Source organism: Flavobacterium muglaense, from assembly GCF_014305155.1.
GTDB lineage: Bacteria > Bacteroidota > Bacteroidia > Flavobacteriales > Flavobacteriaceae > Flavobacterium > Flavobacterium muglaense.
In genome coordinates this window covers 110,076-129,415 of the sequence record NZ_JACRUK010000001.1, presented here as the reverse complement: position 1 = coordinate 129,415, position 19,340 = coordinate 110,076, and the positions used below count along the sequence as shown (strand labels likewise).

The following is a 19,340-nucleotide window of genomic DNA, read 5'->3' as shown; positions in this document are numbered from 1 at the left end:
TTACATCTATAATGATTTATAAAAGAAGTAGTCAGCTTTTTGCTGAAGCAGAAAAAGTAATCCCAGGTGGCGTAAATTCGCCTGTAAGAGCATTCAAAGCAGTAGGAGGAACACCTATTTTTGTTAAAAGTGCCAAGGGAGCTTATTTGTATGACGAAGACGGAAACCGTTTAATTGATTACATTAACTCTTGGGGACCTATGGTTTTAGGTCATGCTTATGAGCCAGTTGTTGAGGCTGTAATTGAAAAGGCTAAACTAGGAACTTCATTTGGAATGCCTACTGAATTAGAAACGCAAATCGCAGCTTTAGCTGTAGCGATGGTTCCTAATATCGATAAAATACGTTTTGTAAATTCGGGTACAGAGGCTTGTATGAGTGCAGTGCGTCTTGCTCGTGGTTTTACAAAAAGAGATAAAATAATAAAGTTTGCTGGTTGTTACCACGGTCACTCTGATTCTTTTTTGATTCAAGCAGGAAGTGGAGCAATGACTTTTGGTTCTCCTAATAGTCCAGGGGTTACTGCCGGTACTGCAAAGGATACTTTGCTTGCAACATACAATGATTTACAAAATGTAAAAACAGTAATAGGGGCAAATCCTAACGAAATTGCGGCCATTATTGTTGAGCCAGTAGCAGGAAATATGGGGTGTATTCCACCAGTAGCAGGTTTTCTAGAAGGCTTGAGAGACTTGTGTACGGCAAATGGTATCTTGCTTATTTTTGATGAGGTAATGACTGGTTTTAGATTAGCCAAAGGTGGTGTTCAAGAACTTTTTAATATTACTGCTGATATTGTTTGCTTCGGGAAAGTAATAGGAGGCGGATTACCGGTTGGTGCTTTTGCAGCTCGCGAAGAGATTATGAATTATTTAGCGCCTTTAGGACCGGTCTATCAGGCGGGAACTTTGTCAGGGAATCCATTGGCAATGGCAGCAGGTTTAGCCATGTTAGAATCATTAAACAATGATCCAGCAATTTTTCAACGCTTAGCCGAGAAAACAGCTTATTTACACGAAGGAATCGAAAAGGTACTAAAAGCAAACAATGTTATTTTTACCATCAATAGAATTGGTTCTATGATCTCCGTACATTTTGACGAAAGTCCAGTAGTCGATTTAAAATCAGCTGGAAAAGGAGATAATGAAACCTTCAAGAAATTCTTTCACGGTTTAGTAAAAGAAGGAGTTTATATCGCGCCATCGGCTTATGAAACTTGGTTTATAACGGATGCTTTAACGTATGAAGATCTAGATTTTACAATTCAAGCAATAGATAAAGTTTCTAAAACTTTTTAAAACAAACAAAAAACTCTCGGTTTAGCCGAGAGTTTTTTGTTTCAATTACTTTTGAGGTTCTTTTTTATCCTCTTTTTCATTCCCTTTTTTATGGTGTTTACCCTGAGATTTTTTTCTACCGTGATGTTCTTTCATCTTTTCCCATTTTGCAAATTGCTCTGGCGATAGTATGTTTTTCATTTTTGCTTTAGATGCAATTTGTTCGTCAAGCATTTTAGATTTCATCGCAAAACGCTCGTCTTTTGTTGGTTTTGTTTTCTTTATGTGCTTTCATCATGGCTTCTCTTTTTGCAGTTCGTTCTGCAATCATGCCTTTCATTTCATTTTGCTGTTTGCTTGATAAATCGAGCTCTAAAGTCATTTTCTTTAGCATTAACTCATTCTGTTGTTCAGGAGTAAAACGTTCCATCTTTTCTTTTTCGCCTTGATCAGTTTTTCTTTTTTTGTCTTGAGCAAATCCTGAGATAGTTACAGCTATTAATGCTGCGATAAATAATTTTTTCATTTTTTTAATATTTAAGTTATAGTAATAAGACAGGGATAGGAAGCTTTGGTTTAAAGCGTTAACAAAAGTTTAGTACATAGAGCACATTTAACATAATTTTTAAATAAATCTGTGCTATATTTGCAAAGTGAAAAAAATAGCAGTCATAATCATCTTAGTACTTTTTCTAAAACCGGTATTTCCAGTGATAGAATATGCTGTTGACTATGATTATATTTCTACTGTATTGTGTATCAATAAAGACAAGCCGGCATTACAATGTAATGGTAAATGTCATTTGATGCAAGAATTAGCCAAAGCAGCCGACGAAGAGAAAGCAGCTTCGACCTCTTCTAATAATAAAAAAGTAAATGCGTATACTATAAACGATCTTTTCGTTCAAAATGTAAATGAGTTTGTGTTCGATAGTGGTAGTTATGCTACAGCTGTTGTTATGAATTCTAAGTATACAAATCTCTATTCGAGTATAGATACGAACCGTATTTTTCATCCTCCCATTTTTATTTCTTAAATAATAGTAAACAGTGCTAGTGCCAGCTGTGTTTTCCATTTGAATCCGTTCAATTGGAACAAACTTGTGCGCATCATTATTTTAAATTAAAGAATAAAAATAAAACACAAAATGAAAAATATTTTAAATAAAGCAGTGGCTATAATTGCTATCAGTGCAGCCTTAACTTCATGTTCAAGTGATGAAGTAGCGATCTCAGGAACAGGAAATCTAGACCTAGAATTTGATAATTCGTATGGAGAGAATGACTTATTATTAAACAGTCAATCATATACCACTTCAAATAATGAAGCGCTAAAAATAAGCACTTTAAAATATATTGTAAGCAATATTGTTTTGACAAAAGAGGATGGAACAACCTATACTTACCCAAAAAGTCAAAGTTATTTTATAATTGACGAGTCGGATTCTGAAAAAAGAGTAGCTGGATTAGTAGATGTACCTGCGGGAAATTATACAAAGGTAACTTTTGGTATCGGTGTAGATAAAACACAATGGGAACTAGGAGCATCAGGTCAAGGCGATTTCTTAGCGACTGCTCAAGCGGCGGGAATGATGTGGAGTTGGACCGCAGGTTATAAATTTATGGCTTTCGAAGGTTCATTTACCTCACCTACAGTAACTACAGCGACCGATTTTAAAGTACATACAGGACAAACGGGAACCGACTATAATTATACCGAAGTAACACTTACATTGCCTACAAACGCAATGGTGAGAACGACAATAACTCCAGAAATTCACATCGTTGCCGATGCGTCAAAAATCATTGACGGGACCAATAAATTCAAACTGTCCGAAAGCGCAACTATCATGGGAGGCTCAAGCTTAGCGCTAATTACAGCTAACTTGATAAATATGTTCTCAGTGGCTCATGTTCACAACGATTAAATAATTTAGAAGGAGCACAGCTATTCCTTTCCATAAGGAATAGTTGTCCCGCCTTCTCCTTTATCCACGCCAAAAAAAGGCGCGGGATACCGGTTCAGTCGGGGCTATTTTAGAACTTCTTCGTATCTAAAACATTGTGAGATGAAAAACATATATTATTGTTTAGTACTTGTGCCATTATTATTCAGTTGTACGGATAATGATGATGCCTATATTGACAAACCATTAACGGTTACGGTTCCCGCTAATTTTCCAGATTTAGTCTATGATGTAACGCTTAATCCACCTACCGAAAAAGGATTTGAACTAGGAAAAAAACTCTTCTATGATGGCCGTTTGTCTTCAGATGGCTTGGTTTCTTGTGGGTTTTGCCACATTCAAGAAAATGCATTCACCCACCACGGACATACTTTTAGTCATGGAGTTGGTGAAGGAATTGGTACTAGAAATACGCCTGCAATTCAAAACATGGGATACCAAACTACTTTTATGTATGATGGAGCGGCAAGTCATCTGGATTTGCAACCCATTATACCTTTGACTAGTACGGTCGAAATGAATGGTGATTTAACGGCTATTCTAGTCATGCTAAAAGCTGATCCAGTTTATAAAACATTGTTCAAGCAAGCGTTTAATGACGGAGCAATTACGATCGAAAACATGCTAAAAGCGCTTTCGCAATTTATGGTGATGCTTACGTCCTCTGATTCTCGTTTTGATAAATACCGCCGCTTAGAAACTGGAGGAACGTTATCAGAAGATGAACTAGCGGGTTACGCTTTATTTAAGTCTAAATGTGCGTCTTGCCACGCCACGGATTTGATGACGGATAATTCTTTTCGCAACAATGGCTTAGTAGTCAATCCGGCTATCAATGATGTGGGGCGCTACCGTGTAACTGAACTAATAACCGATTATTATAAATTCAAGGTGCCTAGCTTGCGTAATGTCGAGATGACGGCACCGTATATGCATGATGGACGTTTTGGAACTTTACAGGCAGTATTGGATTTTTATAGTTCAGGCGTTACTGAGTCGGCTACATTAGATCCTATTTTAAAGCAAAATGGCATGGTAGGAATTGCGCTTACAACAATAGAAAAAATACAATTAATAGTCTTTCTAAAAACATTAACAGACAATCAATATCTAACAGATAAACGATTCTCAGAATATTAAATACTATGAAAAACACAATCATAAAAGTGCTTTTTGCTTTGTTAGTACTACAATTTGCTCATGCAAATCCGGTAAAAGACAGCATTTCTAGCTTTACTTTTCAAAAAATGCAATTGGATGCCGCTTTAGATTTTGATTGCGATGCCTGCGGATGCTCAGCCAGTGGCGGAAGCATGGGTTTTAGCTCGATGCTGAACGCTAATTTTGTAGGGCTGCGTTATTTTTATCAAAGTTATACGAGTAGAGATGGGATTTTTGCCAATTCTCCTTGGATTGACGAGAACTTTAATACAACCCAAGTTTGGGCCAAGATCCCCATTTCAGATAAAGTACAAGTGACAGCGTTGATACCTTATCATTTTCATAATAGGGAACTAGCAACTGGTACAGATCAAATTAGTGGACTAGGGGATGTTACGGTGATGGCAACTTATACCTTGTTCAAGACGCAAAAGGACAGTACTGTGTTTACGCACAATTTGCAATTGGGTGGTGGAGTGAAAATCCCAACGGGTAAATTTAAAGCAGCAAATAATTTAGGAACGGTAAACCAAAGTTTTCAATTAGGAACAGGGAGTTGGGATTATTTATTGCTGACAGAGTACGTTATAAAAAAGAAAAATCTAGGGTTGAATACGATGTTGAATTATACTTTTAAAACAGAAAACGACAAGAATTACCAATTCGGAAACCAATTTAATTATGGTAGTACCTTGTTTTATTTGTTAGATTTAAAATCGATTCAGGTTGTTCCTCAAATAGGATTAGCCGGCGAAGTGTATGGACAAAACAAGCAATATGGTACTGGAGTGCAAAATACAGCTGGAGATATATTGTTTGGGAAATTTGGTTTTGAGATAGGTAAAGATAAGTTTTCATTGGGCGTGAATGCCATGTTGCCGGTCAATCAAAATCTGGCAAACGGAGCTATTGAAGCTAATTATAGATGGAGCGTAAACTTAAATTATACTTTGTAGCAATTGTTTAAGTCTCTTTAAATGAGTTGAAAAGGCTAGCATTTGAAATTGTTTTCAAAGGTTAGCCTTTTTTTTGGTTTCAAAATGGGGTATGATAAATATCAGTTTTTTTATGGATGATAATGCTAATATTTGTGGACTATTTATTTTAAAATTTATAATCCATGACAACTACAAAACCATTGCATACTTTCCATATCCCAGTAATGGGATTGGCTTACACGATTGACAGTCCGGTTCGTGTAGCGAAATACGGAATCTCGTCAGTGATTTCGATCATTGATGATGATTTAATAGAAAAAATGAGCGCTTTTTATAGCTCGAAATTTAATCTTCCTTACCAAGAAATCACTCAAAAAATGCATGATTATCGTGCGGAGCGCGTGACTTCATATCTGAATTTAGTTGATAAAATTGTAAAAGATAAGTTCGAAAGTTTTAAAAACGAATTGGCCGAAAGCAAGCAAACATTAGAAAATTACATTGCAATGTTGCCTAATAAATCAGAAATCAAACAAGGATTACAAAACATGATGGAAGAAGGTAAAGAGGCTATTATGAACTACTTGGACTCTAATTTAAGTCCTGGTGCCATTGATGTTAACATTATGACCAAAGTCGATAAAGACAATTTCATTAAGGAAGAACAATTGCCTACTGAATTTAATGATGCTCATGCATCGCTTCGTGGTTTTGCCAATAGTACTTTGACTTCATCAGTAGTGCTTTCGGCGGGAATGAATCCAAGATTGTATAGTTATTTTGAGAATTTTGATGTCTTTTTTCCAGATGAGAACAATCAGTTGAGTAAGAAGATAATACTGAAAGTAAGTGATTTTAGATCGGCAATGATCCAAGGGAATTTCTTGGCCAAAAAAGGACTTTGGGTTTCTGAATATCGAATTGAATCAGGATTGAATTGCGGCGGACATGCCTTTGCAACCGATGGTTTTTTATTAGGACCTATTTTAGAGGAATTCAAAGAAAAGAAGGTGCAGTTAATACAATCGGCACATGAATTAATGACTAAAGCACTAACTCAAAAAGGAAAACACACTCCTGAGCATCCATTAGAATTAAAAATCACTGTCCAAGGTGGCGTGGGTACAGCTGCCGAACATGATTTTTTATTGGATCATTATCAAGTAGATTCTGTGGGTTGGGGAAGCCCTTTTTTATTAGTTCCCGAAGCTACTTCAGTCGATGCACATACCCGTGAACTATTGGCGAAAGCCAAAGAAGAAGATTTATATTTAAGTCCGATATCACCATTAGGAATTCCGTTTAATACATTGAGAGGTACGACTAATGAGGCGTTGAAGCAAAAAAGAATTCAGGAAAATAAAGCAGGGAGTTCTTGCCCGAAAAGATTTTTGGCGTTAAGCAAAGAATTAGGGCCAGAAGGAATATGTACTGCTTCAAAGAAATACCAAGATGTAAAACTACAAGAGTTAGAAGCTACAAAAGAGACATTAACTGCTGCTATGTATGACAATGCCAAGAATAAAATTACTGATAAATCTTGTCTTTGTGTAGGACTTGCTAATGCTTCCTATCTTGAAAACGACATGAAAATAAAGGGACAAGCGCAAGGGGTAGTGATTTGTCCGGGACCTAATATGGCTTATTTTGATAAGGAAGTTTCACTTTCAAAGATGGTGCAACACATTTATGGTAATGATTCGGTTTTGACGGCTACTAATAGACCAAATATGTTTGTCAAAGAATTGAAAATGTATATTGACTATTTGAAAAATGAAATCAATACCGTTTCAGAAACGATAACTGCAGGTCAAGTAAAAAAGTGGAATGCTTTCAAAAACAATTTATTGGAAGGGATCAGCTATTACCAATCACTGTTCGAATCTATTCGGTTTTCTGAAGTCGAAAAGACCACATCAGAAGCATCACTATTCTTTTTTAAACAAGAATTACAAGATTTTAAAATTCCAGAATTAGTATAAAAATCAAAAGCGACTTGAAATGAATCAAGTCGCTTTTTTTTCCTAGCATATGAAGCTGAGAATGCGTTTCTAAAAATGCAAAGCAAAGCCAATATTAAATTGCAAACTGTTGTCATAATATTGTTGATTGGTTGCCATATTATAGCGAATTCCAGGTTCAATACTTACATTTTTCCCTAAGAAGAACGCATAACCTGCTTGAGCACCAATATAAGTAGGATTTGCATCGGCTTGACCAATTCCTACACCGTTATAGGATAGTTCAATTGGAATCATTTTTTTAAAGTAATATTTAGCACCAATTTTATAAGCAATTGGATCTCCTACACCATCAACTTCACCATAACCTAATCCTAGCTTTAGCGCTAAATTATCCATAATGAAATAACCTCCTTCGGCTCCTATATTAAAAGAAGAGACACCATCTGTAGAGGAAAAGTAAATAGAAGTGCTTCCCACGTTCTGACCAAAGCCAGTATTTGCTTCGATCAGCCATTTTCCTTTTGAAACCTGATCGTCTTTTGCTTGTGCATTCGCAAATGTAAAAGCGAATATTGCAATCATTGATGAAATAATTTTTTTCATATTTGTTTGTTTTTTGTTGACTCAAAAATAACAGTTTAACTAAAGCATATAAGAATTTTATGACTTATTTAACGCAGGGTACTGCTTACAAAAAAAAGCATGAAATAATTTCACTACGGTTTTGAAAAAAAAAGAAAGTTTCAGCCCAGATCTCGTTACATGAATTAGTCGCACCATGTAGTCTTTTAATATCTATTGTAGTATAATAAGTTAAAAATCAAGTTGGTAAATAGCTCTATAATGCTGACTTTTTTTAATTTTATAGCTACTCAAATCAATAGAAGTGCTGTTGTTTAGCTGGAGTATTTATTTACTTTTTATTTTAGTAATTATTGATCACTTTTTAGATTAATAATTCCTAAATTACTTGAAATTAATAGCAATCAGCAGATGGAAGCACTTATTGATATTCAAAAAACCAGAATCGCATTCTTTTCAACGCAACCCTATGACAAGGTTTTTTTTGATAAATACACAACTGATTTCAACTTCGATATTAATTACATCGAGTCTCAATTAAATAATAAAACGGTTGAGTTAATTCAAGATGAAACAATTGTTTGTGTTTTTGTAAATGATGTTGTTGACGCTGAAGTTATAGAATTACTAGCTCAAAAAAAGATCAAAATAATTGCGCTTCGATGTGCAGGTTTTAACAATGTAGATCTAGAGGCCGCCAAGAATCACGATATTCGTGTTTGTCGTGTTCCTTCGTACTCACCTGAAGCTTTTGCTGAACATGCGATGGCTTTGATTTTAACTTTAAATAGAAAAACACATAAAGCGTACAACAGAGTTAGAGAACAAAACTTTTCTTTAAATGGATTATTGGGATTTGACTTGCATGGTAAAACAATTGGTATTATTGGAACGGGAAATATCGGGAAAGCTTTCGCTAAAATAGTTAAAGGTTTTGGTTGTAAGATCCTCGCTTTTGATGTAGTTGTTGATTCAGAAATGGAAAAAAAAGGCGTCATTTTCACAGATTTAGAAAGCATTTTTAAACAAGCAGAAATCATTTCGCTACACTGCCCTTTAAATGAACAAACAAAGCATTTAATAGATGAAGAAGCGCTTTCGATGATGAAAAAAAATGTCATGATTATCAATACCAGTCGTGGTGCATTAATTAACACCTCAGATATAATTCAGGCACTTAAAAATGGTAAAGTTGGTTATTTAGGTATTGATGTATACGAACAAGAAGAAAAATTATTCTTTAGAGATTTATCGGATGATATTATTCAAGATGATGAGATCCAGCGATTAATGAGTTTTCCAAATGTTTTAGTTACGGCCCATCAAGCCTTTTTTACTAATGAAGCTTTAACGCAAATTGCTTTAACCACTTTAGGTAATATTGAATCACTACTAACAAAAGAGGATATAGATAACAAACTAGCTTTGCTAGCGTAACAAAGCGAAAAAGGAACTTCGACTAGAAGTTCCTTTTTTTAGTTTTTATTCAAATAAAATATAATTCCCTTCTTGGAGATTTATTTGATATTTATTTTTGAATTCTTTTCGTTTTGATGATACGCTAGCTTGTGGCGCAATTCTTTTATTGTTGTCAAAACAAATTAAAGCGTTTTTGTTTTCGAGATTAATCGAATCAATTTTGTTCAAATAAAATTTAATCGTATTTTCTAACTGTTGTAGTCCTTTTTTTCTGCGAACGGATAGATTCTCTTTAGTTGCTTTAATTTCAGTAAAATAGATAGAAAAATCATTTAGGATAACATAATCACACTGGCCACCTTTTACGGTTTTCATGACACAGTCATCATTTTGGATAAAATAGAATTGTGAATTTATGTTATTCTGTATATGTAAATGATATTTTTTTGTGGCATTCACAAAAAGTCCTTTTTTAAATTCAGGGCATTCAAAAACGAAAGTATGTTTATCTATAATTGTAGTTAGACAATTAATTTCAATTTGAGGAAAAGCTTCTCTAAGTTGATTTATCATAAATCCAATAATTTATCAAATTCGTCAGCAAAAGAATCAGAAACCGAATCAATCATATTCTCTTTGATTTGCCCCAATTTATCATCCATTATTAGTTTTGCTTTTCCATTTTTCAACTCATAAGCAATGAAATTTTTTGGATTCAACCAAGATTCTTTTTTGATAATTTTATTAACTTCTTTTGACTTAGATTGACCTTTATCATAGGCTAATAATAAATTATTTATTGATGCCAATACAAAAGGGCTATGAGTAGTCAATATTAGATTTTTTCTATCAAACAAACAATTTTTAACCAAATATTTAATTAATTCGTGTTGTGCTTTTGGATACAAATTCAATTCTGGCTCTTCAACTACAAAATTGAAGTTATACTTGTCTTTTAATGATTTAGAGTATTCAACTAATAATAAAATTGGAATTACCGATTGTAATCCAGAAGCTGATTCTAATAAATCAACTTTTTCAGTTTCATTATGATAGATATATGAAGATTTTCCTTCTCGTTTGTATTTTATTTTTTTATTAATAATAACTAAAGGTAATTCTTTGATAGTTTGAATTGCTTTTTCATATTCAAGTCCAATATTTAATATATGTTCTGGAATTTGTATTTTATTTTTTATTAAGCCTAATGTATTTCCCTCAATTAAATGTAGAAAGGATCTTTCGGACGGTATGTAGATTGAGTCATTAATATATATATCAGGAAATATCTTGATTATAGAATCGTATAAATTAATATAATTTTCTAGACTTTCTTCTTTTTCTAATATTTCTAAAAGTTTACTTGCATCAAAATGTTTAGCCTTTATTTCTGTAAGATAATTAATAAATTTTGTACTTTTTTGGGTGTCATTAAAAATAGTATTTAATTTAAATAAAAGGCTAATCTCATATCGTAAAAAATCAAAATCCCAATTAATTATTTTTTTTATATCGTTAATCAACTTTAATTTATCTGCTCCCTTTTCTTTAGAAAAAGCTTTTATTGTTTCAAATATGTTTAATGTATTCCCTTTTGTTAATGTTTTATTTGAATAAGTAAAACCAAAAGGAAGGTTGCTTAAATCATTAGCATTGTGGTATTTTATAAACGAGTCTTCCTTTAAATAAGAGAAGATATTATACTTTTTTAATTCTTCTTCGAATGTAATATTATGATCTCTTCTAAAGTTTTCATTTTCAAATATTGAAAGCAATTTAGCCAAAGTACTCTTCCCTGAAGCTTGTGCTCCAATCAAAGTAACCATTTCTCTAACTTCGATTTCAATATCTTTTAGAGGACCGAAATTTTTAACGATAAGTTTTGCTCTTTCCATGTTTCAAAAGTAAGTAAATAATTTATTATATTAAAAAAGGAACTCCAATACGAAGTTCCTTTTCTACAATTTATGTAAGCTTAAATAATTATCCTTTTAATCGACACGCTTTCACGTCTACTTCAACAACGACTTCAGTCATTCCTAAAGCAGAAAGGTTTTTCATAGCTTTGTCCCATTTTTTACCGCTTAATTCTGATTTTATTTTTAGTAAACCAAATTCCATTTGGTTCTCATTCGCTTGTAAAATAGCAACGATCGTTTTCTCGTCAGCTTCCAATTCAACAGTGATTTGTTTTTTCTCTGGTCTCATTTGAGGGAAAAACAACACTTCTTGAATCGATGCATTATTGGTCAAGAACATCATCAAACGGTCCATTCCTATTCCTAATCCAGAAGTAGGTGGCATTCCGTATTCTAATGCTCTCAAGAAATCTTCGTCAATAATTCCTGTTGCTTCATCATCTCCTTTTTCTGCTAGACGCATTTGGTCTTCAAAACGGGCTCTTTGATCAATTGGGTCATTTAATTCAGAGTACGCATTTGCTACTTCTTTACCACAAACCATCAATTCAAAACGTTCTGTCAATTCAGGATTGTCACGGTGCTCTTTACAAAGTGGTGACATTTCTTTTGGGTAATCTGTAATGAATGTTGGCTGAATGTAATTTCCTTCGCATTTTGCTCCAAAAATTTCATCGATCAATTTTCCTTTACCCATTGTCGCATCTACTTCGATACCCATTCCTTTTGCTGCTTCAAAAAGTTCTGCTTCTGTTTTACCAGAAATATCAAAACCTGTAAAATGCTTGATAGAATCAGTCATTGTTACACGCGCATAAGGGGCTTTGAAGCTGATTTGGTGCTCACCAAAAGTAGCATCACTGGTTCCATTTACACCAATAGCGCAATGTTCTAGTAAGTTTTCGGTAAATTCCATCATCCAGTTGTAGTCTTTATAGGCTACATATATTTCCATAGCGGTGAATTCTGGGTTATGTGTTCTATCCATTCCTTCATTACGGAAATTTTTAGAAAACTCATATACTCCATCAAATCCACCTACAATTAATCTTTTTAAGTACAACTCATTTGCAATACGCATGTACAATGGCATATCAAGTGAGTTATGGTGTGTGATAAACGGACGCGCCGCTGCACCACCAGGAATTGATTGTAAAACCGGAGTTTCAACCTCAAGATATCCTGCATCATTAAAGAAAGAACGCATCGAGTTGAACAATTTTGTTCTCTTAATGAATGTTTCTTTTACGTTTTGGTTTACCGTCAAATCCACATAACGCATTCTGTAACGCAATTCGGCGTCATTAAAAGCATCATGTACCTTTCCGTCTTCATCAACCTTTGGTAAAGGCAATGGGCGTAATGTTTTACTCAAAAAAGTAAATTGGTCCACACGGATGCACTGTGCACCTACTTTTGTAGTAAACAGTTCTCCTTCGATACCTATAAAATCACCTAGATCGGTTAATTTTTTAAATACTTGATTGTACAATGTTTTATCATCGCCCTCACAAAGTACATCACGATTTACGTACAGTTGAATACGTCCTTCGCTATCTTGCAATTCAGCAAAACAAGCTTTTCCTTGATCCCTTACACTCATCAAACGCCCGGCAACTATCACCTTTTTACCCTCTTCAAAACTTTCCTTTATTTGTTTCGAAGTATGATTTACAGGGAAAAGATTTGCTGGATAAGGGTTGATACCCAAATTACGTAAGGCTTGTAGTTTTTCTCTACGGATAATTTCTTGTTCTGATAATGCCATTTTATTCTGATTTTAAGAGCGCAAAGATAGTCTTTATGTGTTAATTTTGCAAAGTGAAAAGCGCTAATTTGTGCCTGCTATCGCTGATGAAAAATTGCATGATATAAAATCTACATATGTAGTTAAGTATAGTAAGATTAGCAAAAACGTTAATTTTACACTTTTAGAATTAAACCTTATTCTCTTGTATTAGTCTAATTTATATAACTTTGAATGATGAATATTCAATTGATAAACTTTTAAAAAAAAATATGAGAAAAACAATCGTGGCAATAGCCTCTTTAGTAGCCGTTTTTGTACTTTATGCTTGCAGTAGTTCTGAAGAAAGTGCAGCAACGAGTGCGCCTAGTTCGACCACAGTACCTGATGTATATAAGAAAGTTTATGGCGCTTCAAGCATCACCTCTGACGGTACTTATATTACCATTAAAACCAATGGTCAACCGGATCATAAGAGTGTGTATTACCCAACCACTAATGCTAAATACGAAGCTTTTAGTGGGACAACTACCTTTGGAAATTACACCTTCAAAAAGAATCCAAATATCATTAGCTTAACAAATGCGTATACATTTAAAATACCATTAAATCCTGTAGTTGCCACAACACATGCTTCTACTCCATTAGCTGCTATTGGCGTTGCTATAAACGGAGTGCCTTTTTTCAATCAATACGCAGGTCCTAACCAGCCATTGACTGATGAATTCCAATCTTTTGATCAATATTGGGGACATCCTACAGCAACAAGTATGTATCATTATCATATAGAACCTCTTTATTTAACACAAACCAAAGGGAAAGATGCCTTAATGGGGTTTTTACTAGATGGCTTTCCTGTTTATGGTCCTGAAGAAAACGGTACTGCTGTAACTGGTCTAGATGTCTATCACGGCCACACAGGGGTAACTGTTGACTATCCAAACGGAATTTACCATTACCACATCACTAACTCTGATCCTTACATCAACGGAAGCGGATTTTACGGTACTGCGGGAACATTTTCTAATTAGTTTTTTGCCTATCGCTAAGTTGTTAAGATACTAAGATTTTATTTTATGTATCTGTGGTTAACAAAATTCAAAAACCTTTAAGAAAGGGTAGCCAGAACATTAACAAAAAGGCGGAGCAAATCTGTATTTAAATACAATGAGTTTAAAAATCAATTCTTTTACAAAAATAATCTTCTCTTTGATTGCGACAGTATTTTTTATTAGTTGCAATCAAAGTCCAGAAGAGGCGCCTAAAAGACAAGCGCAAAAAACGCCTTCGATTTATAAAGTGGCGTCAGATGCGGGTTTCAATTTCAAACAAGACACCTTGTATTTTAAAACCGAAAAATATTCCGGAAAACAATATGAGCTGTATCCTAGTAAAGACACCGCATTTGTAAAATCCTATTTAAACGGTATGCTTGAAGGTGTTCAAAAATTATGGCACGACAATAAAATCTTAGCCGAAGAGCGCCTGTATATCGCCAATAAAAAAGAAGGCGTACACCAAAACTGGTGGGAAAATGGAAAGCCTAGATACAAATACCATTTTTACAACGATGAGTTTCATGGTGAAGTGCTAGAATGGTACAAAACCGGACATTTATTTAAAAAATTTCACTACACTAACGGACACGAAGAAGGTAGCGAAAGATTATGGTACGAAGACGGTAGCGTGCGTGCCAATTATGTGATTAAAAAAGGCAAGAAATACGGTTTAATCGGAATTAAATTATGTAAAAACCCTTATGAAAAAAGTATTAAATAACAACTGGACTTTATTAATTGCGCTAGTAATTATAACCTCCTCTTGCAACAAAGTAAAAGAGGATGATGAGGGACTTCCCTTTTTTAATTCCTATGAATTTACTCCAGAATGGATTAGCGCAGACAGTCCTGAATATACTAAAATCCATACTATTCCTGACTTTTCTTTCACCAATCAAAATGGCGAAACAATAACAAAAGAAACGGTTGACGGTAAAATTTATGTAGCTAATTTCTTTTTTACCAGCTGTGGTAGTATCTGTCCAAAGATGACCGATAACATGGAGATTTTGCAAAACAAATTCAAGAATGATGATGCTGTTTTATTATTATCACATACTGTTGCTCCAGAGATTGACAAAGTTCCAGTATTGAAAGAATACGCTAAAGAAAAAGGTTGTATTTCTGGAAAATGGCACTTGCTTACCGGTGACAAAGAGGCGCTTTATTCAATAGCGAAAAAACAATATTTCGCTGGAGATTCTATTGGTTATTTCGGGAAAGCGAATGATTTTTTACATACTGAAAATTTTATTTTGGTGGATAAAAAACAACGCATACGAGGAATTTATAATGGTACCCTTGCTATAGAAATGGATAGAATTATTGAGGATATTATTACATTAAAAAAAGAAAATTAAGCATTTTAAAGGGATAAGAAACCATAAGCCATGAAAGTATGACCAATAAGAAAATAGCAGTAGTAATATCTTCGATTTTCATCTTTATAATGGTGATTTCTTGTAGTACTTCAAATGATAACCCTAGTGAAACCCCAGTAATTCCGGCAGTTTTAAATACCGTAGGATTAATTCGTAACGATGCTGGAGCACTAAATGATGGCTATGTTTTGTTTGCACCAATAGGCAGCAACACCACTTATTTAATTGATAAATGCGGGAAGCAAGTAAAAACTTGGGCAAGCAGTTATAAACCAGGACAGTCATGCTATTTGTTGTCAGATGGTAGCTTACTGCGTCCAGGAAACACCAATAACACTACTTTTAATGCAGGTGGAAAAGGTGGAATTATCGAAAAAATAGATTGGAACGGAAATGTGACTTGGAGTTATACAATTTCGGATGCTTTACAATGTCAACATCACGATGTAAAAGCTTTGCCTAACGGGAATATTTTAGTGATAGCATGGGAGTCAAAAACAAATACAGAAGCTATTGCACAAGGGCGAAATCCAAATTTGGTTCCCACAACTGTGTGGAGTGAGCAAATAATTGAAATCAAACCTACAGGAACTTCTGGAGGTACCATTGTTTGGGAATGGCATTTATGGGATCATTTAGTTCAAGATTTTGACGCATCTAAAGCGAATTTTAATACCGTAGCTTCATCTTCAAAATTGATCAATATCAATTACAATGCAAGTGCTACAAATCAAGATTGGATTCATCTTAATTCAATAGATTATAATGCTTCATTAGATCAAATATTGGTTAGTTCGCATTCCTTTAATGAAGTATGGATTATTGATCACAGTACAACTACTGCTCAAGCCAAAAGTCATGCGGGAGGAAACTCAGGTAATGGTGGCGATTTACTTTATCGATGGGGGAATTCCTTGGCATACAACACGGGAACAACAACGCAATTATTCGGACAACATAACGCTTATTGGATAGAGTCGGGATTTCCATTCGAAAACCAAATTATGATTTTCAATAATGGAAACGGAAGAACTGGAGGGAATTATTCGACAATAGAAATTATAAAACCACCTGTGAGCGGGTACAATTATACGCAAACACTACCTTATTTACCTGCTACAACATCATGGAATTACAATTACGGAAATCCAAATAGCTTGTATGCTCAAAATATTTCTGGCGCACAACAATTGTCCAATGGTAACGTGCTTTTTTGTAATGGTCCAGCGGGGATTTTTACCGAAATAAATAGTAGTGGTACTACCGTTTGGCAATACATCAATCCAGTAAGCACTTCAGGTGTTTTGAAACAAGGTGTTACCGCTGCACAAAATAGTGTTTTCAGAAGCACTTTTTATCCTAAAACTTATAGTGGATTTACGGGGCATACCTTGATATCTGGAAGTACAATTGAAGATGTAAATTTAATTTCGACCTCATGTAAATAATGGACAAAAAAATATTGCAGATGATGCCCCAGTAAATAGGACTAAGACACTCTAGCAAGGTGTCTTTTTTATTGTAAGAATATTTTGTTAAAATTTAGTTTGAAAAATTAAATCGTATTACTTTTAGTGCCGAAAAAAAAATAAAATGAAAAAAAATATTCTATTACTACTCGCGTTGGTATTTTTAAATAGTTGTGAGGTTACCGAAACTCTAAATATAAATTCGGATAATTCTGGAACGATAGAATTTGATAGTCATAGGAATGAAAACAGCTATATGCAAATAGCAGGAGAGCAATATACTAAAGAAACTGTATTTGAGGACACTACCTATATTTTTCAAGATTATATTGCTAAATACAATAATAATTTTGTTAAATATACCGCTACTGAGCAAGAGATGTTCAATAAGTTTAAAAATGTGAAAGTACATATTAAAAAAAGTGCTTTTGATAAGGATTTTAGAACGACCATTTCACAAGATTTTCAAAAAGTAGCGGATGTGGCTGATCTTTCGAAAACAGAAAATTATATTAGTGATATCGTGCACAATTACGCATTAACTGCCGAAGAACATTATTATAACATTCGATACACATTAAAGGACAATCAATTCAATAGAGTTGTTTCAATAACTGATGAAGCGATGTTTAAGGAGCAAAAGGAAAAACTTGAATCTTACAATAAAGTATATCAATATAACTTGGTTCAAACTTATTTACTTAAATATCATTTTCCACGTAAAATTAAATCGGTTTCAAATCCTAATGCTATAATTAGTGCTGATAAAAAATCTTTCGAGTTGCAGTTTGCTATTTTAGATTTTTTAAAGAACCCTGTTAGTACGAATCTAGAGGTAGTATTGGACTAATGAATGCAAAACAGTTTAGTCTTTTAAAGTAGAGTTTGTATCTTTACAAAAAAAAGATGAAGAAGATATACGTAGTATTACTCTCGATTTTTGTTTTTACAAGTTGCACCATCAAAGAAAAAATGGTAATGAACGAAGATGGTTCGGGTACATTTTCTTATGGTTTTGACGTTTCGGCTCTAATGAAAATGGGCAAATCCACAGATTCTACTAAAGTTCCCAAAGTAATGGACTCTACTTTTACTTTTAAAGAAATAATGTTGCCATTAAAAGACAGTATTTCCAAATTATCTGAGGTTGAAAAAGCACAATTCAAGTTGCTTGAAGGCTTTCGGGTAAAAATGAAAATTAATGAGATCGAAAAGGAATTTAGCTATGACATGGAGTTTGATTTTCCTGCCGTAGATAGTATGTCCAATATGATGTCACCAACTAAAGCGGCATCATTGTTATCCCTTTCAGATAAAAAAATTCCAGCAAAAAAGATAACTCCTGCTAAGGATAAAAATGCAAGTAATACCAGTTTTAGCTATGATGGTAAATATTTTACAAAAACAGTTACCTTAACAAAGTCGCAACAAAAGAAGTTAGTAAAGGAAAAATCAAAAACACAGCCCCAAAAAGAGGAAGAGCCTGAAGATGAATTTTCGAAAAAGTTAGGAGATTTTTTAAAGGAATGTAAATATTCAATTGAATATCATTTTCCTAAAAAAATAAAAACAGTATCGATGCCAGGCGTTGTAATAGCAGCAGATAGAAAGAGTTTTGTAAAAGACATTGCTATGGAAAATCTTTCAGACAATATGGATTTAAGTTTTAAAGTAGAATTTGAATAAAATGAATAAAAAAATACAGCTTCAAGATCTTGGAAATAAAGATTACAAAGCAACTTGGGAATACCAAGAAGAATTGTTTAAAGGTATTGTAGACCTGAAAATTAGGAACCGTAGAGAAGAATTAGAGTTAGAAACCCCTAATTATTTTCTTTTTGTAGAGCATCCACATGTATATACATTAGGTAAAAGTGGTGATTTAAGTAATCTTCTTCTATCGGAGTCGCAATTAGAGGCAAAAGGAGCTACTTTCTATAAAATAAACCGTGGCGGTGATATTACGTATCACGGGCCGGGTCAAGTGGTAGGATATCCTATTTTAGATTTAGAGAATTTCTTTACAGATATTCATAAATACTTGCGTTTTCTAGAAGAATCAATTATTTTAACCTTGCAAGAGTACGGATTAGAATGCGGTCGTAGCGAAGGCGAAACAGGCGTCTGGCTGGGCGTAGGAACGCCATTTGCAAGAAAAATATGTGCATTAGGTGTTCGTGCTTCTCGCTGGGTAACTATGCATGGATTTGCCTTGAATGTCAATGCCGATTTAGGATACTTCGATAATATCATTCCATGTGGGATTAGAGGTAAAGCGGTCACTTCATTAAACGTTGAATTAGGTGTAAGTAAGATAGATGAGGAAGAAGTGAAAAGTAAAATTTTGAAACATTTTTCTAGTTTGTTTGAGGCTGCTTTGGTTTAGTGGTCAAATAAATCCTTTACTGCCATATAATAAAAAACTCGGTGCTACATGGTAGCACCGAGTTTTTTTTA

20 protein-coding genes are annotated in these 19,340 nt (G+C 34.0%); 14 read left to right on the top strand and 6 right to left on the bottom strand.

Going from position 1 to position 19,340, the window contains the following annotated elements; all coding sequences use genetic code 11:
* Positions 1 to 11 precede the first annotated feature (11 nt).
* Positions 12 to 1,298, top strand: a complete 1,287-nt coding sequence (gene hemL / locus H8R24_RS00595; protein ID WP_187016638.1) for a glutamate-1-semialdehyde 2,1-aminomutase — start codon at positions 12 to 14, stop codon at positions 1,296 to 1,298.
* A gap of 45 nt (positions 1,299 to 1,343) precedes the next feature.
* Here the strand turns inward: hemL and H8R24_RS18250 are convergent, their stop codons facing one another.
* Together H8R24_RS18250 and H8R24_RS00590 are read right to left on the bottom strand one after the other, a co-directional pair.
* On the bottom strand, positions 1,344 to 1,478 hold the full coding sequence (locus tag H8R24_RS18250; RefSeq protein ID WP_262891092.1) for a hypothetical protein: 135 nt from the start codon (positions 1,476 to 1,478) through the stop codon (positions 1,344 to 1,346).
* Positions 1,479 to 1,512: 34 nt separating this feature from the next.
* Positions 1,513 to 1,803 (bottom strand): hypothetical protein, encoded by a 291-nt coding sequence (locus tag H8R24_RS00590; RefSeq protein ID WP_187016637.1) that lies wholly within the window; start codon positions 1,801 to 1,803, stop codon positions 1,513 to 1,515.
* A 127-nt stretch (positions 1,804 to 1,930) separates the two neighbouring features.
* Here H8R24_RS00590 and H8R24_RS00585 point away from each other — a divergent pair, with 127 nt between their 5' ends.
* From H8R24_RS00585 to H8R24_RS00565, 5 genes are all read left to right on the top strand, one after another.
* The gene (locus H8R24_RS00585) at positions 1,931 to 2,314 is read left to right on the top strand and encodes a hypothetical protein (protein WP_187016636.1); all 384 of its coding nucleotides are present in this window, start codon (positions 1,931 to 1,933) and stop codon (positions 2,312 to 2,314) included.
* 111 nt (positions 2,315 to 2,425) lie between these two features.
* A complete protein-coding gene (locus tag H8R24_RS00580; protein ID WP_187016635.1) occupies positions 2,426 to 3,205 on the top strand; it encodes an MbnP family protein in 780 nt (259 codons plus the stop codon).
* Between the two features lie 141 nt (positions 3,206 to 3,346).
* The gene (locus H8R24_RS00575; protein ID WP_187016634.1) at positions 3,347 to 4,384 is read left to right on the top strand and encodes a cytochrome-c peroxidase; all 1,038 of its coding nucleotides are present in this window, start codon (positions 3,347 to 3,349) and stop codon (positions 4,382 to 4,384) included.
* Positions 4,385 to 4,389: 5 nt separating this feature from the next.
* On the top strand, positions 4,390 to 5,361 hold the full coding sequence (locus H8R24_RS00570; protein ID WP_187016633.1) for a transporter family protein: 972 nt from the start codon (positions 4,390 to 4,392) through the stop codon (positions 5,359 to 5,361).
* A gap of 164 nt (positions 5,362 to 5,525) precedes the next feature.
* Entirely contained in the window at positions 5,526 to 7,325 is a 1,800-nt protein-coding gene (locus H8R24_RS00565) for a hypothetical protein (protein ID WP_187016632.1), read from the top strand.
* A gap of 69 nt (positions 7,326 to 7,394) precedes the next feature.
* Here the strand turns inward: H8R24_RS00565 and H8R24_RS00560 are convergent, their stop codons facing one another.
* The gene (locus H8R24_RS00560; protein WP_187016631.1) at positions 7,395 to 7,910 is read right to left on the bottom strand and encodes a porin family protein; all 516 of its coding nucleotides are present in this window, start codon (positions 7,908 to 7,910) and stop codon (positions 7,395 to 7,397) included.
* Positions 7,911 to 8,300: 390 nt separating this feature from the next.
* On the opposite strand from H8R24_RS00560, the gene H8R24_RS00555 reads away from it, so the two are divergent.
* The gene (locus H8R24_RS00555; protein WP_187016630.1) at positions 8,301 to 9,326 is read left to right on the top strand and encodes a 2-hydroxyacid dehydrogenase; all 1,026 of its coding nucleotides are present in this window, start codon (positions 8,301 to 8,303) and stop codon (positions 9,324 to 9,326) included.
* Between the two features lie 45 nt (positions 9,327 to 9,371).
* On the opposite strand, the gene H8R24_RS00550 is transcribed toward H8R24_RS00555, so the two are convergent.
* The 3 genes from H8R24_RS00550 to lysS all read right to left on the bottom strand — a co-directional run bounded on the left by H8R24_RS00550 (position 9,372) and on the right by lysS (position 12,995).
* Positions 9,372 to 9,881, bottom strand: coding sequence for a hypothetical protein (locus tag H8R24_RS00550; RefSeq protein WP_187016629.1), 510 nt, complete (start codon positions 9,879 to 9,881; stop codon positions 9,372 to 9,374).
* Positions 9,878 to 11,203 carry an AAA family ATPase gene (locus tag H8R24_RS00545; protein WP_187016628.1) on the bottom strand — a complete coding sequence of 442 codons (1,326 nt, stop codon included), beginning with the start codon at positions 11,201 to 11,203 and terminating at the stop codon, positions 9,878 to 9,880. The genes H8R24_RS00550 and H8R24_RS00545 overlap by 4 nt, the downstream gene beginning before the upstream one ends.
* Before the next feature lie 88 nt (positions 11,204 to 11,291).
* A complete protein-coding gene (gene lysS / locus H8R24_RS00540; protein WP_187016627.1) occupies positions 11,292 to 12,995 on the bottom strand; it encodes a lysine--tRNA ligase in 1,704 nt (567 codons plus the stop codon).
* A 251-nt stretch (positions 12,996 to 13,246) separates the two neighbouring features.
* Here lysS and H8R24_RS00535 point away from each other — a divergent pair, with 251 nt between their 5' ends.
* From H8R24_RS00535 to lipB, 7 genes are all read left to right on the top strand, one after another.
* Entirely contained in the window at positions 13,247 to 14,005 is a 759-nt protein-coding gene (locus H8R24_RS00535) for a YHYH protein (RefSeq protein WP_187016626.1), read from the top strand.
* Between the two features lie 136 nt (positions 14,006 to 14,141).
* Complete coding sequence (locus tag H8R24_RS00530) at positions 14,142 to 14,753, top strand: toxin-antitoxin system YwqK family antitoxin (protein WP_187016625.1); 612 nt, start codon at positions 14,142 to 14,144, stop codon at positions 14,751 to 14,753.
* Entirely contained in the window at positions 14,734 to 15,393 is a 660-nt protein-coding gene (locus tag H8R24_RS00525) for an SCO family protein (RefSeq protein WP_187016624.1), read from the top strand. Before H8R24_RS00530 ends, H8R24_RS00525 begins: the two co-directional genes overlap by 20 nt.
* A gap of 38 nt (positions 15,394 to 15,431) precedes the next feature.
* Positions 15,432 to 16,862, top strand: a complete 1,431-nt coding sequence (locus H8R24_RS00520; protein ID WP_187016623.1) for an aryl-sulfate sulfotransferase — start codon at positions 15,432 to 15,434, stop codon at positions 16,860 to 16,862.
* 145 nt (positions 16,863 to 17,007) lie between these two features.
* Positions 17,008 to 17,733 carry a hypothetical protein gene (locus H8R24_RS00515; protein ID WP_187016622.1) on the top strand — a complete coding sequence of 242 codons (726 nt, stop codon included), beginning with the start codon at positions 17,008 to 17,010 and terminating at the stop codon, positions 17,731 to 17,733.
* A gap of 56 nt (positions 17,734 to 17,789) precedes the next feature.
* Entirely contained in the window at positions 17,790 to 18,569 is a 780-nt protein-coding gene (locus H8R24_RS00510) for a hypothetical protein (RefSeq protein ID WP_187016621.1), read from the top strand.
* Position 18,570: 1 nt separating this feature from the next.
* Positions 18,571 to 19,269, top strand: coding sequence for a lipoyl(octanoyl) transferase LipB (gene lipB, locus H8R24_RS00505; protein WP_187016620.1), 699 nt, complete (start codon positions 18,571 to 18,573; stop codon positions 19,267 to 19,269).
* The last annotated feature ends 71 nt before the right edge of the window (positions 19,270 to 19,340 follow it).